Source organism: Mucilaginibacter limnophilus, assembly GCF_004005815.1.
Lineage (GTDB): Bacteria > Bacteroidota > Bacteroidia > Sphingobacteriales > Sphingobacteriaceae > Mucilaginibacter > Mucilaginibacter limnophilus.
Window position 1 is genome coordinate 1 of record NZ_SACK01000001.1, and the last position, 15,884, is coordinate 15,884.

General features: G+C 38.3%; 13 protein-coding genes, 1 tRNA gene and 1 pseudogene. 9 read left to right on the forward strand and 6 right to left on the reverse strand.

Annotated elements, in window-relative coordinates; all coding sequences use genetic code 11:
* A pseudogene (locus EOD41_RS00005) lies at window positions 1-367 on the reverse strand (hypothetical protein); the annotation flags it as partial.
* Window positions 368-462: 95 nt separating this feature from the next.
* Window positions 463-1,323 carry an N-acetylglucosamine kinase gene (locus tag EOD41_RS00010; protein WP_127702739.1) on the reverse strand — a complete coding sequence of 287 codons (861 nt, stop codon included), beginning with the start codon at window positions 1,321-1,323 and terminating at the stop codon, window positions 463-465.
* A 232-nt stretch (window positions 1,324-1,555) separates the two neighbouring features.
* Between EOD41_RS00010 and EOD41_RS00015 the strand changes: the two genes are divergently transcribed.
* Complete coding sequence (locus EOD41_RS00015) at window positions 1,556-3,214, forward strand: LIC_10190 family membrane protein (protein WP_127702740.1); 1,659 nt, start codon at window positions 1,556-1,558, stop codon at window positions 3,212-3,214.
* 45 nt (window positions 3,215-3,259) lie between these two features.
* On the forward strand, window positions 3,260-4,087 hold the full coding sequence (locus tag EOD41_RS00020; protein WP_127702741.1) for a transporter: 828 nt from the start codon (window positions 3,260-3,262) through the stop codon (window positions 4,085-4,087).
* A gap of 11 nt (window positions 4,088-4,098) precedes the next feature.
* On the opposite strand, the gene surE is transcribed toward EOD41_RS00020, so the two are convergent.
* Window positions 4,099-4,842: a 5'/3'-nucleotidase SurE gene (surE, locus tag EOD41_RS00025; protein WP_127702742.1), complete on the reverse strand. Its 744-nt coding sequence runs from the start codon at window positions 4,840-4,842 to the stop codon at window positions 4,099-4,101.
* 81 nt (window positions 4,843-4,923) lie between these two features.
* Between surE and EOD41_RS00030 the strand changes: the two genes are divergently transcribed.
* Window positions 4,924-5,820 carry a diacylglycerol/lipid kinase family protein gene (locus EOD41_RS00030; protein WP_164849836.1) on the forward strand — a complete coding sequence of 299 codons (897 nt, stop codon included), beginning with the start codon at window positions 4,924-4,926 and terminating at the stop codon, window positions 5,818-5,820.
* Between the two features lie 239 nt (window positions 5,821-6,059).
* Here the strand turns inward: EOD41_RS00030 and EOD41_RS00035 are convergent, their stop codons facing one another.
* Both EOD41_RS00035 and EOD41_RS00040 read right to left on the reverse strand, forming a co-directional pair.
* Window positions 6,060-7,076, reverse strand: coding sequence for a hypothetical protein (locus EOD41_RS00035; RefSeq protein WP_127702744.1), 1,017 nt, complete (start codon window positions 7,074-7,076; stop codon window positions 6,060-6,062).
* 83 nt (window positions 7,077-7,159) lie between these two features.
* Window positions 7,160-8,575: an MBOAT family O-acyltransferase gene (locus EOD41_RS00040; protein WP_127702745.1), complete on the reverse strand. Its 1,416-nt coding sequence runs from the start codon at window positions 8,573-8,575 to the stop codon at window positions 7,160-7,162.
* 116 nt (window positions 8,576-8,691) lie between these two features.
* Here EOD41_RS00040 and EOD41_RS00045 point away from each other — a divergent pair.
* From EOD41_RS00045 to EOD41_RS00070, 6 genes are all read left to right on the forward strand, one after another.
* Window positions 8,692-8,765 (forward strand) — tRNA-Arg (locus EOD41_RS00045).
* A 137-nt stretch (window positions 8,766-8,902) separates the two neighbouring features.
* Window positions 8,903-10,129 (forward strand): site-specific integrase, encoded by a 1,227-nt coding sequence (locus tag EOD41_RS00050; protein WP_127702746.1) that lies wholly within the window; start codon window positions 8,903-8,905, stop codon window positions 10,127-10,129.
* 74 nt (window positions 10,130-10,203) lie between these two features.
* Window positions 10,204-11,070 carry a hypothetical protein gene (locus tag EOD41_RS00055; protein WP_127702747.1) on the forward strand — a complete coding sequence of 289 codons (867 nt, stop codon included), beginning with the start codon at window positions 10,204-10,206 and terminating at the stop codon, window positions 11,068-11,070.
* Window positions 11,071-11,259: 189 nt separating this feature from the next.
* On the forward strand, window positions 11,260-11,652 hold the full coding sequence (locus tag EOD41_RS00060; protein ID WP_127702748.1) for a hypothetical protein: 393 nt from the start codon (window positions 11,260-11,262) through the stop codon (window positions 11,650-11,652).
* 111 nt (window positions 11,653-11,763) lie between these two features.
* Complete coding sequence (locus EOD41_RS00065; RefSeq protein WP_127702749.1) at window positions 11,764-13,629, forward strand: hypothetical protein; 1,866 nt, start codon at window positions 11,764-11,766, stop codon at window positions 13,627-13,629.
* A 250-nt stretch (window positions 13,630-13,879) separates the two neighbouring features.
* Complete coding sequence (locus tag EOD41_RS00070; RefSeq protein ID WP_127702750.1) at window positions 13,880-15,049, forward strand: PDDEXK-like family protein; 1,170 nt, start codon at window positions 13,880-13,882, stop codon at window positions 15,047-15,049.
* A 41-nt stretch (window positions 15,050-15,090) separates the two neighbouring features.
* On the opposite strand, the gene EOD41_RS00075 is transcribed toward EOD41_RS00070, so the two are convergent.
* Complete coding sequence (locus tag EOD41_RS00075) at window positions 15,091-15,765, reverse strand: hypothetical protein (protein ID WP_127702751.1); 675 nt, start codon at window positions 15,763-15,765, stop codon at window positions 15,091-15,093.
* Window positions 15,766-15,884 lie beyond the last annotated feature (119 nt).

Here is a 15,884-nt window from a genome sequence, read left to right on the forward strand (position 1 = left end):
CCGGATTGTTTGGCTTCGTCTTTTTTAAGATAATGATTCCTTCTTCCTGTTCGGCAATTTCAATCAGTTTTTCATAAGCAACCAGCTTCAGTTTAGCGTCAGCTAACTCTTTCTCCAGGTCTTTAATTCGTTGCTTTTGTGGATCTTTCATCGGGCGGCCCAAAGCTCCTGCTTTCGGATAGTGCAATTTACCATACCTGCGGCACCATTCCAATACCCGCGAGTTGCCCTTAATACCATACTTAGCCTGAATTTGGTCTTTGTTTAAAAACCCTTTTTCATACTCGGCCACTACAGACCGTCTAAAGACCTCACTGTACTTAAACTGCGGGGCCTCGCCTTTTAATTTAATTACTTTGTAACTCATTCCGTTGACTAAATTTTAGTCAACTTTTTTCAGGACAAGACAAAATAAAAAGCCCGGCATAACCGGGCTTTTTTTATGTAAGGCTGATTTGATTTTTACAGTTGACTTGGTGCAAGCTCAAGGTGAAATTTCACCAGGTCGTCTATAGGTGAGCGGATGATTTTGCCCACAACCATACCGTGCTCGCTTACTACCTCTTCAAGCACGTTACGGAAGTTATAACCTACCGAACCGATACAGTTGAAAGTGTATTTTTGATAATCGGGGTAGTGTACCACTACATTTTTGAAAAACTCTTCGAATGATGAACGTACCAGGTTACGTGAGTACTCAAGGTGCACATTGTTATCATAAACAAACTTGCTGAAACTTGCGCAGAAACGATTAGCCAGCGGTTTAGTATAAACCTGCTCGTTAACATCATCTGGGGTTAATTTAAAAGTATCCCAAAAGTTTTTTCTTACCGCTTCGGGCATATAACCACGCAGGTAGTCGATAAGTAATTTCTTGCCAATATGGCAGCCGCTGCCTTCATCGCCTAAAATATACGCGCCCGAGTCGATGTTCTGAATGATGCCTTTACCATCATATGTACAGGTGTTCATGCCTGTGCCTAAAATTGCCGCAAAGCCTTCAGTGTGGCCAAGCAATGCACGGGCCGCAGCCAACAGGTCGTGCCCAATGTTTACTTTGGCGGTGGTAAATACTGCCGACATGGCGCCTTTTAGCTGGTCGCGCTTTTCTTCGGTTGAACAACCTGCGCCGTAGTAATTAACTTCGGTAATTTTATCTATTTGTAAATCAGTAGGCAGGTTTTCGCGTAACGATTGTATAACGTATTCTTTACTTACAAAATATGGATTGTAACCTTCTGTATTAAAGTAAACTTTTTTGCCTTCTTCATTAACAAGGCACCAATTTGTTTTAGTTGAGCCTCCGTCGGCGATGATGATCATATTAATAGAGTTTTTAAAATCCCGGTAAAAGTATAATAAGTTATTGTAAAATGTGCACTTTGCAGGCTGAAAAAACGATTTTTTTAGCAAAAAGCTAAACTGTACATATATTTAGTGCAATAAATAGTGCCGGGATTATTCAAATATAAACAAACATGCAATTAAGTACAAGCAATATGTCTGGAACTGAGCAAAATATGTAATTTATACAATTAATACTTTTACAAGGGCAATGCTGGCATTACTTCTATCAAGCGCTTCATTATTTTTCTTATTGCTTGTTTTCGGACTAGCGGTGTCAAAATACCTGTCAATTACCACTATAATTGCCGAAAAGCTTTTAATCGGTTTAGCAACAGTGAATACTGTAACCGCGCTGCTCTCGCTATTTGTACCTGTTAACAGTTATTCTCTTATTTTTTTATTGCTGGCAGCAGCCGTACTGTTTCCTTATATAAAGAAGGATTTAAACGAGCTTTTAGCCAGGATTGTAATTAAGCGTGAAGCCCTTATTATCATTATTCTTTTTATTGCCCCAGGCTTTTTAATGGCACTAAATGCTGCCACTAATAACTATGATACAGCTCTTTACCATACCCAGGCTGTGAAGTGGATTGAAGAATACGCCGCAGTTCCCGGCTTAGCTAATCTGCATGGCAGATTTGGCTTCAACCCGAATGTTTTCTCGCTTTTTGCACTCACAGCGTTTACATCCTTGTTTGGACAGCAGGTTTATTCTGTAAACTTTGTGGTATTTGTAATACTGGTTATATACTTTGCCGGGGCTATGGCTAACATTTATAAAAAGCAGGGTATAAGCGGACAGTTTTTCTTTTTTGCTGTGGCGATGCTGGTAGTACTGCTGTTAGGTAATAATCTTACTACACCCAGTCCGGACTTTTTTGCACTAACCCTGCCTTTGTTCATTTTAGCCCGTACCACACAATTAGCCAACGGCCAAACGCCGGTAACCGTTAATGGCTTGCTGCCAATGGTAATTATAGCCGCTTATGTACTCACAGTTAAACTTTCGTCGATGCCTATACTGGCGTTGCCGGCCTTATTACTGTCGAGAAATCATTTACGGTTTAGGCATATGTTATTGCTGGTAGGTATACCGGCTATAGTTGTAGTGCCATGGCTTGTGCGTAATGTGTTGCTAACCGGCTGGCTGATCTATCCAATGCCGTCCCTTGATATTTTTAATTTTGATTGGAAGGTGCCGTTATCAAAAGTACTCGATGAGCATCAATCTGTTGTAGGTTGGGCGCGTAATCCCGGTCCGCGGTACGCTATAGCTGCACACGCACCTTTGCAGGAGTGGTTACCCACTTGGTTTAAACGGCACACCATTTATCAAAAGCTATTTATAACAGCAGGTTTTGTGTTACCGGTTATAACGTTGATTATTGAGGCATTTAAGAAAGTAAAGAATCGGGCAGTAGTATGCATAGCCTTTATAACGTTTACTGCGAGTGTTTTTTGGCTACTAATGGCGCCGGTATTTAGATTTGGCGTTGGCTTTATAGCGGCAGGCGCCGTTTCACCATTACTTATTACCCGATTTTCAATTCAACGTCAAAAAGGGCGTGCCCTGTTTGCCATAGTGATCACTATTCTTTTTTGCCTCGAGGTAAACTCACTTAAAGCATATATCAGGCATGCTCTAACAAATTTTTCTTCAGTATTGCTAAAACCATTACCGGTACCCGAACCCACTGAAAAAACTTTCAGGACTTATACTATTAAAGGTGTTACGGTTTATGAACCTATACCCGGCGATAGATGTTTCGGCCACGGATTGCCGTGTACGCCGTACCCCGATAGCCTTGTTACCTTGCGCGGAAAAACTTTGCAACAGGGCTTTAAGGTTATATCTAACACAAGATAATTTTTATCAAGGAAAACTTTAAACGCAATGCTGTGTAATTAGCGTATGAAGCGTATTATAACCCTAGTTTTATTCTTTGTACTGACTATTACTGCTCACGCACAAAACAAAAGTCAATTTAATCTTTTTAAACCAACACCGGCTAATGAAATGCGTGAGTTTGAAAGCGATAGGCCAACTATCATTGAAAGTCCGTTAACAGTTGATGCCGGCCATATTATGTATGAAACAGATTTGGTGAAACTGGAAACCCAAACGACAGAAATTGAAAGTAACCGTCAATGGGTGTTTAATAACGCTAATATAAAACTTGGTATAACCAACAGTACCGATTTTCAAATTTTTATTGAAAGCTACGGTATTGAAAAAACAAAAGAACTATCAACCGGCGAGCGTGAAACTATGCAGGGTTTTGGTGATATCCGGCTTCGGGTAAAGCAAAATATCATTGGAAACGATAAGGGCAATTTTGCTCTATCTGTATTGCCTTACGTAAAATTCCCCACTAACAAATATTCAGACAACAAAAAGTATGAAGGCGGACTAATTGTACCCATGGAAGTCAAACTACCAGGCGAATGGAAGCTTGAACTACAAGTAGAAGCCGACAGATTAAAAGACGATGACGATGATGCCTACCATACCGAATTGATGCAAGGTGCAGGTATAAGTCATAAACTTGGGGAAAAACTTGAAGCTTTTGCCGAAACGTATTACACCTACGATTTTAAGGAACACAATATTTATAACTTCCTGAATGCTGAACTGCAATTTGAAGTATCAGATCATTTTTTAATTGATGGCGGCGTTTACTATGGCATACAAAAACATGCAACCCACAATTATTTTGCAGGCGCTGCTTTCAGATTTTGATAATAGTTAAACTAAACACTTTCTACAGGTAGCTTCTCTTTAACCTTTCGCAATTCATCTTCATTTGTAAGATCAAGCCGAAGCGGAGTAATGGATACATAATTGTTTTCAACTGCCCAACGATCAGTGCCTTCTTCAGCCGCGTCAAGCGGAGTAACGGTAAACCAGTAGTGTTTGCGTCCCATCGGGTCGGTTCCCGGTACTATGGTACCGTCATACAAACGTACCGATTGGCGGGTCCACTTCAATTCAGTTGGCTGAGGTGGAAAGTTTACGTTATATAACGAAAGTGTGGTGTCTTTTAAGAGCAATGTAAGTGTCTTTTCAACAAACGGCTCAAGCGCGTTAAAGTCAGGCTCGGTTTTGCCTACCGGTGTGCTCAAGGCTATGCCCTTAATGCCTAGCAAAACAGCCTGCTTAGCGGCAGCCAGCGTTCCCGAATGCCACATAGAGTTACCTAAATTAGGCCCCATGTTTATACCTGAAAGTACTACATCGGTATGACCCCAAAGATGGGTGCCCAGTGCTACACAGTCGGCCGGAGTACCGTTTACCCTGTAAGCCTCTACGCCCGGAAACTCAATAGGTGATTTTTTATAACTAAGCGGCCTCGAATGTGTTACCGCATGCCCCATTGATGATTGTTCAACATCGGGTGCTACCACCCGTACTTCACCAAATTTCTTCGCGATTTGTGCAAGGGCTGCTATTCCCGGGCTATATATACCGTCGTCGTTTGTTATTAAAATTCTCATATCAAAAACCTGATGTTTATTATTATTTCAACCCAAAAACAAAAAGGATGTTTTGATTGATGTACTTAAAAGAGAATGTATATGCCGATAGCTAAACTGATACATAATCCTAAAGCCGGAGATAAGGATCATTCAAAAGAAACGTTGATAGCTTTAATTGAAAATGAAGGATTTGAATGCGATTATGCATCGTTTAAGGAAGATGGTTGGGAGCACATTGCACCCGGTACAGACTTACTGGTAATTGTAGGTGGCGACGGCACTGTACGCAGGGTAGCCAAAACATTGATATATGATAATTTGCCCTGCCCTTACCTGGTAGGGTTGCTTCCGCTGGGTACGGCCAACAATATTGCTAAAACGTTGGGCATACATGGTGAAATGGCTGATATTGTACGTTGCTGGCACGATGAACAGACCAAAACATTTGATATTGCGATATTAAATGATCTGCCTAAGAAAAACTTTTTTATGGAAGGCCTTGGCTACGGTATTTTTCCGCAGTTAATGGAAGAAATGAAAAAAGTTGACAAAAAGCAGCTTGATACTCCCGAAAAAGAAATAAAAAAAGCGCTTGAGGTATTAAGGGATATTGTAAAAACTTACAAGGCAACTCATTGCAGCATCACTGTTGATGGTGCCACTCATGAAGGCGATTTTATACTTGCAGAGGTAATGAATATCCGCTCAATTGGCCCTAACCTGATACTATCACCCGATGCTGATCCGGCAGATGGTTATTTTGAAGTAGCCCTGTTACCTGCTGACGAGCGGCTGCCGTTTATGGATTATCTTAAAAAACTTATTGATAACCCCGGTCGCCCGCCATATTCCTATAAAAGTTTTAAAGGTAAAAATATAAAAATTAATTGGGAAGGTACGCTATTGCATGCCGACGACGAACTTATACAACTCAACAGGCATACCGAATTAAACATAAAAATTCAACCTTCGGCGTTAAAATTCCTTGTTCCTTAATGTCATGTTTTTGTCAAAACGGATAACTTAATATTACTCTATTGTGTACTTAATTAACTCAAAGTAAGCTAAATAATGTTCAAACATGTAAGTGTGAAATGTTTTTAAATAATTTGTTACAAAAGTGTGGTGTACAAAATACACTTTAATATTCTATATTTGAGCCCTAGTAAGTTCATGCTTACTAATGTGATAAGGTTTAGGTTGAAAGTCCCCAAGCAGCGAGTGTAAGGGGACTTTTATTTTTTAAATTTGTCATTTTTGTAAGTGTTCTGGAGTGTTTTGTTAAATTCATTAACCCATATTCTGAAACCATTGTAATTCCAATGCATGTCTGATGTTTGGTAAATGCTTTCTTTAGAATACCGAAATTTTTTATAAATATCGATATAGGGCATCTTTAAATCAGGATGATTTTGTATGCGTGGAATAATGTTATTGTATTCTCCCATATTTGGAGCTAATATGGTTACTGCGCTTGGTATTATACTTAAATATACTTCATCAAAGCCAAGGCTTTTATAATGATCATAAGCCTGGTTAAGCAACATTACATATTCATTTATTTCTTGATCAGTAACTTTTTTAAATGAGCTGGAGTTGTTACTTGTATCAACAGATGAAGCCATAAACAAGTACTTTTTATCGGACGAAATCCTTACAGCATGATCTGTACGATTGAACCATTTGTAAGTAATTTGTGCCTTCAATTCTTTAAGCGGAGTTAAAAAACGGTAATCAAAAAGGTTAAATTCAAGAGTTTCGTGTATACGAGGATTAAACAGCATGTTGTTTACCGGAAGTTTTGCAACGTTTACTTTTTTTTCGAACTCGGATGGCAGGGTATCGACCTTACTTTTTGACGGCGTAGTTACCAGGCTTCCGGTTAGCAGACCGGGTATGGTTAGGTTATGCAAAAAATGCTCGGTAGATTGTAACAGCAGTACATTGCGCTCTGTCGAATCAAATTTAACCACCGGGTCGTCAAACAATCCGGGCCTGCCAAACCAGTAGCGCTTAACACCGGCAAAAATTGCTTCAGTTTTTACAAAGGCATATATATAGCTATTACATAGTACATAAAGGTTAATATCGCGTTTTACACCTCTTACTGTGTCGGGGTAGGCTGCAGTATCAAGCGGGTCATCTTTTTTGAAATCGGGCAGGTAGCTTAAGCCATACAGGTCGCCGTATCGTGAGCGGTCGGTACCAAATACCGAGTTGAGTTTTACACGGTAATTAAAGTACTGCAGCATAATATTACTATTGCTGCTAAAAACATATAATCCCGTTGAAATCAGAGCTATTAAAGCAAGTACAGCTTTTCTCATTATTGGCATTAAAACTGAAAGTAAATGAACTGTTTATAGTTAAAAACACCAAAAAAATAGCATACAAACAACAGTAGGGTAAACACGCACGCATAAGCAAACTTATTAACGTGCCCCACCTGTAACCTTGGCCAGTGCCTTTCAACCAGTATTAAAATGGTAATAAGCAGCAGGCTGAACAGTAACTCATTCGTATTTAAACCTGATTGCACTGCGTCAATAAATGATAGGTTGAATATCTTTGATAAAATAACACCGGCTTGTGAAATTTCTGGAGAACGGAAAAACACCCGCACCAGTGATATAAGCAAAAATGTTAGCAGTATCTGTGTTACTTTCTTAGCAGTGCCGTTTACACGTGGCAAGCGCATGTTAAACTTAAGGGTGCTAAAAGCGTGTTCAATAATAACCATTAATCCGTTTAGCCCGCCCCAAACAACAAAGGTCCAGTTAGCGCCATGCCAAAGCCCGCTTATTAAAAATACAATTAATAAGTTGAGATAAAATCTGGGTATGGGCACCCGGCTGCCGCCAAGCGGAATGTACAGGTAATCTTTAAACCAGGTTGACAGAGAAATATGCCATCGTTTCCAGAATTCGCCTACCGAGCGTGCCAGATAAGGCGTATTAAAGTTGGTCATCAACTTAAACCCCATGCATCGGGCAGCGCCGATAGCCATATCTGAATAACCTGAAAAATCACAGTATATCTGAAACGAATATAGTAATGAGGCAATTAACAAGCTTAGCCCGGTTTGCTGCTGGTAATGTGCAAACGAATAGTCGACTCCTATAGCCAGCCTATCAGCAATTACCACTTTTTTAAACAAGCCAAACGCCATTTGCAACAAGCCTCTACGCATGTTATCAGCATTGTAATAATGCTTTTCCCTAAACTGATGAAGTAAATTTTGCGGACGCTCTATTGGTCCGGCAACTAACTGTGGATAAAACATCACATATAACGCATAAATGCCAAAGTGGCGTTCTGCTTTTTGCTTGCCACGGTATACCTCTATGGTATAACTCATGGCCTGAAAGGTATGAAACGAAAGCCCGATAGGTAGTGCTATGCGTAAAAATGGCATCGGGTTGTTCTTACCGAAGGCTGCAAGTACTTCAGTAAGATTCATGTTTAAAAAGTTAAAATATTTAAACAGCGCAAGTATGCTGATATTGGAAATAAGGCTTATTATCAGAACAATTTTTCGGCGTTTTCCGTTTGCGTTTTCAATTAGTAAGCCAGCAAAATAATCGATAATAATGGTGAACCCTAATATTATAATGTATTTAGGGATAAAGGCCATGTAAAAATAACAGCTTGCCAATAGCAGTAATAACCAGCGGTATTTATGTGCAAGCAAGAAATACAGCGATGTTATGCTGCAAAAGAACAGAAGGAACTGTAATGAGTTAAATAGCATTAAGTTAATTGGTTCGGCCACTAAAATATAAAAACATAATTGCAAATACCAAACAAATATGTAAAAGCGATTTTGCCTATATGCGGCAATTTTAGCATATTTGCACCGCAAAATAAGGTTCCGTAGCTCAGCTGGATAGAGCAACTGCCTTCTAAGCAGTAGGTCTTTGGTTCGAATCCAAACGGAATCACTTATAAAAGCCTTCTCATGATGAATGAGAGGGCTTTTTTGTTGGAATAGCGTTTAGTTATGTCTGCAAAGCCTTCTATCTGATAGTACATTGTTAGTACACTGTTAGTACATCAAGTAACCATAACCAACAAATTTATGGTTTACTTCAAAATCCTTCTTAACGACAAACGCGCCAAAGCAGACAACATTTACCCAGTAGTAGTCAGAGTTACTTACAATCGAAACAACACAACCTTTACCACTGGAATTCGCGTTAATTCAAATCAATGGGATAGCAGTGCATCAAAAGTAAAATCCAATCATCCTAATGCACAAGCATACAATAAGACTATATCTGAATTCTATAGTAAGATTCAGAATGTAGCTTTTCAACTTATAAACGAAGAGCAATTTACATTTGAGGAACTAAAGAATCGTCTGAGTGAAGATTACAAACCTGCAAAAGTCACTTCTGGACGTCTGTTCAGTGATTTTGCACAACAGCTAATTGATGAGTTGATAGAGTTGAACAAGGCTGGTAATGCGTTGGTTTACCAAGTGGCAGTTAAGCGTTTCAACAAGTTTACTAATAATCCTAAGCTTCGCTTTACAGATATCAATTACAACTTACTGGAAAGCTACAAGCGCCACCTCATGAAAGATGGAGTTAAGCAGAATACTATCAGCAACTACTTTCGAACGCTACGGGCCATTTACAATAAAGCAGTGAAAGCCAAACTGGTTGATAAATCCCTTTATCCATTCTTAGACATACCAATCAAAACAGAACGAACTGCCAAGAGAGCACTTGATATTCCAAGTATACAGAAGTTTGCTAAGCATGATTTGAAACCGAAATCCAGACGTTGGCATGCACGTAATTACTTCTTGCTTAGCTTCTCACTTATTGGTGCTTCGTTTACTGACTTAGCGTATCTTACAAAGGCTAGTATCAAGAAAGGAAGGATTATATATAGACGAAGGAAAACGGGACAGGAGCTTAACATTAAACTGACTCCTCTTGCTGAAGAGATTATATCGTATTATAAGGGTTCCAATGAAAAGTACTTGCTACCTATATTGCCAGCAAATATTGTTGAAGATGGTATGAAAGCTAAGTACCTTATAATGCAAGCAATTAAACAAATCAACCGGCATTTGAAGAACATTGCGGAAGCTTGTAAGATTGAAGGTGACATTACAACATATGTCGCTAGGCACAGCTGGGCAACAACTGCAAAACGATTAGGTTATTCAATTGAACTAATTGCGGAGGCGCTAGGTCATGAACATGGTAACAAGATAACCAACATTTACCTTGATAGCTTTGATCAAAGTTTGATTGATGAAGTTAACGCACGAATTGTACAACTTCTTGAATAAGTGAACATTTAAAAGGTAGCGGAGCGATTCAACTTCGCTACCATACTTTTGAAAGAATTTACATCTTTGATGCGATGGATAATACCAAAACCATACAATTCAATTGGAATACACAAAGTCAAGTAGGTACGATAACATTGCTTTTGAAAATAGATGTTCTCAAAAAATACGTACTACCGCCAGTTCTGCAAGCTTATCATAAACAAGTACACGAAGGACATGACATTGGAGTAATCATTCACACTTATGATGATCTTAAAACATTTAATGCTGTAAGTGACGAAATTGGTGAGTTTCTCGCAACTACTAGAGCTGCAAAACTCGATAATGAAGACCCGTACCATGAAAGCCACTTGCTTTGCTTACTGGTTGATTATGTGTTAAGGTCAACTGATGAAGAAGGGCGAAATAAATTAAAAGCAGTATTACTTAAACGCGTTACCTTTTTACAAGCCTTAATAAAACTTGAAAGACCTAATAGATCAATTATTCGTTTTGAAGGCAAATCAAATAACATCAGCTACTCAACAGGTGATGATACCTTGACAAAAGGACTCTTTCATTATGTCACTACTCAATTAAAAGTACAAATCAAAAGATTTGACATGAGACTTTATAAACTTGTAATAAAAGGAGTATCTGAAGAAGAGTTGAAAGAAGCTATTAAGTTGAAGACAGATAGCCAAATTTCTAAAGCATTGGTCGGTAAACTTGCCAAGAGTATCTTAAGTTATTTGAATAATGAAACAGTTAGCTTAAACAACCCTAAACGCAAGAGCGAATCTTCTGTGACAGTGAAACAAGGCAACTTCATTTATCAAATCTTACAGAAATTTAAAATCTATGTTCCTAGTAAAAGACCAGGTCGAAAGGAAGATGATGAATATGACGATGCTATCCGCAAGCTGATCCTGAGGGCTGAAATTACTGAAGACAAATAAAGTTTTCAAATCGTTTCTAGTTGTCTTCATGCCCACATCTAACACAAGCGAACTTTACACCATAATCAAGGACATCAACAGTTAACTGCTGCAGAAGTATGACTATGATGTATGATTATCAGGTGCACATGCACAAGCTCACCTAGGCTAGAAGGCAACGAGCTAGTAAAACATAATTTTAAATACCTTATGGGTAGAAAATTTAATCGAGGTCAAGAACCTCAAGCGGGCACTACAGCCCCAATTCTAACTGCAGCTGCGTTTCTAACAAAATATTGGGACGGAGACAAAGATGGCTTCCTACATTTTGGAGAAACGTTACGGGACGAGGATGAAGAGGAATTGTCTGCTTTCTTCAGTTTGATTAATGAGAAGTTGAAGATGACTATACATCGTAGGATCCAAACTGACCGTGGCGGCAAGCGGTATAAGTACGAAAATTTCCTTCGTCCAAAAGGACCAGAAGGTGTTAAGGTGATTTTAGGAGGTAACATGCTACAGTTCATTAAAGACTATCAAGCAGGTTTATTCGAAACGAATTTCACATTGGATGACCTAATTGCCGAGGCACATAAAGTCTAACTTCCCATCTCTAGCTCGGCAACAAACCGTTGTCGGGCTCTTAAACAATTTATTAACACACTTGACAGTACATGTGAATGCACTGATAAGGTGTCTTATTTTTTTTAATTTATGCAAAGTAAAATACATTGGCTAGCCCTCAATCAATACTTAGGGCAACTGGAGCCCTTCAAAAGCTTAGGCTTACCAACAGATAGTTTCGTCGACAAGGAAATACCTGCATGTGGTGCAACACATTGGGAATTACACTATGAACGTAATAGCCTCATTGTTGAACACAACTTACCTGTTATTATTGGAAAGTGTAATAAGATGAATGGCAAGGCACGTAAGAACAAGGTTGTGCTTGGTGTATATGAGAATGTAACTGTTGAGGATATTAAATACTACATTGTCAATCGTAAAGGTTACAAAAAGATCATTACCACACCAGAGAGCTTCTATAAGGTGATTGAGGCAATTGGTGAAATTGTTTTTACAGATTATTTCTTACTGTTTGATGAATGCGAGAAGGCCATTCAAGACGTAAATTATCGGGAAGACATTATAAACCCTATTGATGCGTTCTTTGCTTTTAAGGGTAAGGCGTTCATATCAGCTACTCCTATCATTCCAAGTGACCCACGCTTTAAGGATTTTAATCACGTAAAGATTAAACCAGCGTACATTCATAAGCAAGCTATCACTGTGTTCACTACCAATAATATTGTCTACCAACTAAAGTCTGTATTTGATCAATATAGCAGCACAGGTACAGACGAAGGCAGGAAGTACTATATTTTCTTTAAATCTACCAAGCGCATTCGCAATATCATTAAAGGATTAAAGCTTGATGACTATGCAGTTTATTGCTCGGAAACCAGTGTCAAAGACTTAAAGCGCAATAGTATTGAGCATGCTTATGACCAGATCAATGATAAGTTTGCGAAATACAACTTCATGACCAGTCGCTTCTTCTCTGCGGTTGACATTGACTACAAAGATTATCATTGCGACCCTATAATAATTATGATTTCTGATGTTTTAGCTGTTGAACATTCAGTTATTGATCCGGCAACAGAGGCTGTACAAATTGTTGGCAGATTTAGAAAGCCGGAGCTTGTTAAAGGAGAGCCGGAGATCATTGTAAAGAAAGATGTTTACCATATCGCAAATTATAATACCAAGCTAACAAGCTTCAACGAAACAGAGATAATGGCAATTTTAGAAGATAAACGTAAGCTACATGAATTCATTTCGACCTTTAAGCCAATCTCAGACATTGAGTACATCAACAGCTTTATTGAAGAAATTTTAAAGCTGAATGGCTTCGGTTACTTCCTTAGGAAAGGCGATGGAGGGCTTAATTATTTCATGGTAGATAACTTCAAGTATGTAGAACAAGTAAAGCTTTACTACAAGAGCGCCGGTTCACTAATTGAGCGCTATAGAGCTATTTCACATTTTAATGTTACCGAGCAATCAAAGCATGTACTCTATAGTCTAACAGACGAACAGTTAACAACAATAAGCGATCATACAGCCTATACAACCGTTAATGAATTCGTTGGTCAGAGGGTGAAAGTGATTATGGAAAGTAATAGCGCATTCAATCGTGCCGCTAATCTTTCCCTCTTACGGTTTAGCTATGCTGAGCAAATGTCTATCATCGACCAATATGGATTGGAGAATGCGGCAAAGTTAGATTACAACATCAATAAGATTGCTAAGCAAATGGAAGAAGCTAAAGGCTTAAAACGGTTGTTGCCAATCATTAGGTACATACAGCGAACTTTTAAGTTGCAGGGCTATACCAGTGATGAGATAGAAGGTCTTCTCAAAAAAGGTATCACTGAAACGGGATTGTTAGACCTCAAGCCTACAGTACAGTTGCTACGTAATGGTGTTATTCTGTCTGAACGTAAACGGATTCGAAAAGATGAACAGGGCAATTGGCTTCGAGGATATGAGATGTTAGGATACGTTCATACTTTTTAACGTGTCCACTTTGTAAGTAAGGGTATATACCCCGAGTTATTTGCTGGACATAAATAAATCCATTCGATTCAATAAATTAATTATATGGGTTGATTGGGTTTAATGTTCACTTTTTAACGGAGGGGATATACCCATTTATATTTTTTGGACATAAAAAACTTAACCGTTAGCTGTCAATAGTGCAGCTTTTGTTGTTTTAAAGCTTGCTACTGTCAACAATTATCTTCATTTTGCTTTACCTTATTACAAGATGGAGCAACTTCAAATTAAAAGTTTACTGAATCAAGTAACCACGTTAAACAATCATTACAAGAAAATTAATGACCTTACCGGAGAAAACTTCAATGTCTTTCGCATTCTAAAGCTTGAAGCATCTGAAGTTAGATTGCATTCGGCATTTTTAGCCTCCTTACTTGATCCTATAGGAAGTCACGGTCAAAAAGACACGTTTCTTAAATTATTCATTAAACAGTTCTGCTTCAAGAATAATGCAATTAACATAAGCAACTGCAAAGTCGAGATAGAGAAGCATATAGGCTTTATAAGTCATGATCGAACAGAAGGAGGCCGTATAGACATTGCTATAACTGATGACGCTGGTAATAATATTCTTATTGAAAACAAGATATATGCTGGAGACCAAAACTTTCAACTTAAACGATATCACAGGCATGCTCCGAATGCCGACTTAATATACTTAACACTAGATGGCAAGCTGCCGAGTGAGTTAAGCTTTGACGATCTTATACAGGATACTCATTTCAAGTGTCTTTCTTATAAATCTGATATAGTTTCATGGCTAGAAGAATGTCGTAAAGAAGTAGCAGTTTATCCTATCGTACGTGAATCGATTACTCAATATATCAACCTTATAAAATACTTAACAAACCAAACCCTTAATCATACCATGCAAAGAGAATTAGATCACTTGCTATTATCCAATCTCGAAGCCTCATTTACCATTGCTGATAGTTTAGACCAAACGCTTGAAAATGTCTTAGCAAGCGAGTTCACACCTAAACTTGAAGAAGCTTGTGAAAAGATAGGTTTACACTGTGTCAACGGCATTAATTTTAAAAGAAACTATTCCGGCATTTGGATATGGAAGGAGGAGTGGCAACATGTCAATATTGGGTTTCAATTTTGGAGTACAGACAAGGATATGATTTATGGTTTCACTTGCAAGCAAGACCCTGTAAAGGAACCTATACCAGATGAAGTCAAAAATAATTTAAATGCATTGGCTGATCGCTCATTACGGCAGAACGGTTGGTGGCCACTTTATCACAAGATGGAATCACCTTACAATAACTGGCATAAATATGAAGCATGGAAAGCGATAACAGACGGAACTATGTTAAGCGTTTTGCTAGAAAAGATTGAGTATCTACTAAGAATAACTGAAGGTAAAGTTTTATAGTGTTCTTAGTAATTAAGGTCTTCTATGGCACTTCTATAATCTTATAAATATCTGCTAAGTGTATCAATTGAAGGTTCAAGCAAAGAAGATATTTTACCACTTAAGACACTATCATAACTTACTTTCGACATACTTAATGCATCAACAGTTAAGCAATAAGTTGGATCGACTTTATAACGATTCGAGTACACCTGGTTTAAGTGCTTAAATAAGCTTTCAGAATAGATTCCGAGGTCACTAAGTGCAAACTTGTCTATCCATGCTACAAACCATATTGCGCCAACAGTCGGCTCATCATTAACTTTATAGGTAAAAACGTGTTGTGGTAACACGTGTAACGACGTATTATTAATATTTAAAGGCTCTTTAGACTTGGTAGGAAACTTCAAATCAGTACTTGGTCTTAAAGTTGAGAAATCGAAATCTTGGTAATTGATTAATATGTCCAAGTTCCTCTTAAACTGGTTTCTATTACGATTGTTATTTGCTGCCTTATACTTACCTGCCAAGGGCTCAATTCTTTCCTTTATGATATTATTATCATTCTGTTTGAATGCAGTGCCAAGCGCACTTAAACCCGTTACCCAATAGTCACCACCACTTTCATCAATCTTTGGCTTTGGCGGGGTTTTCAATTGATTGATAAAAGTTGAACGTCGCTTTTCAGAGAGTCTGTTAAACTCCACTATTTTCTTTACAGTTAACTTATTGAGCATGTAAGTATTTCTTTATAAGTCCATTATACTAAATTAACATTCCTCAAGACAAGTAGTAGCGCCTGTTGATAATTAGTATCTATGTGACTATTTCCAACATACATTAAGCGCTCATGCCC

Excerpts from the sequence above, each read along its gene's own strand:
- EOD41_RS00010 (WP_127702739.1), bottom strand. The coding sequence starts at position 1,323 with ATGATCATCATCGCCGACGGAGGCTCAACTAAAACAAATTGGTGCCTT.
- EOD41_RS00050 (WP_127702746.1), top strand. The coding sequence starts at position 8,903 with ATGGTTTACTTCAAAATCCTTCTTAACGACAAACGCGCCAAAGCAGAC.
- EOD41_RS00065 (WP_127702749.1), top strand. The coding sequence starts at position 11,764 with ATGCAAAGTAAAATACATTGGCTAGCCCTCAATCAATACTTAGGGCAA.
- surE (WP_127702742.1), bottom strand. The coding sequence starts at position 4,842 with ATGAGAATTTTAATAACAAACGACGACGGTATATATAGCCCGGGAATA.
- EOD41_RS00040 (WP_127702745.1), bottom strand. The coding sequence starts at position 8,575 with ATGCTATTTAACTCATTACAGTTCCTTCTGTTCTTTTGCAGCATAACA.
- EOD41_RS00070 (WP_127702750.1), top strand. The coding sequence starts at position 13,880 with ATGGAGCAACTTCAAATTAAAAGTTTACTGAATCAAGTAACCACGTTA.
- EOD41_RS00015 (WP_127702740.1), top strand. The coding sequence starts at position 1,556 with ATGCTGGCATTACTTCTATCAAGCGCTTCATTATTTTTCTTATTGCTT.
- EOD41_RS00020 (WP_127702741.1), top strand. The coding sequence starts at position 3,260 with ATGAAGCGTATTATAACCCTAGTTTTATTCTTTGTACTGACTATTACT.
- EOD41_RS00030 (WP_164849836.1), top strand. The coding sequence starts at position 4,924 with ATGCCGATAGCTAAACTGATACATAATCCTAAAGCCGGAGATAAGGAT.
- EOD41_RS00075 (WP_127702751.1), bottom strand. The coding sequence starts at position 15,765 with ATGCTCAATAAGTTAACTGTAAAGAAAATAGTGGAGTTTAACAGACTC.
- EOD41_RS00035 (WP_127702744.1), bottom strand. The coding sequence starts at position 7,076 with ATGCTGCAGTACTTTAATTACCGTGTAAAACTCAACTCGGTATTTGGT.
- EOD41_RS00055 (WP_127702747.1), top strand. The coding sequence starts at position 10,204 with ATGGATAATACCAAAACCATACAATTCAATTGGAATACACAAAGTCAA.
- EOD41_RS00060 (WP_127702748.1), top strand. The coding sequence starts at position 11,260 with ATGGGTAGAAAATTTAATCGAGGTCAAGAACCTCAAGCGGGCACTACA.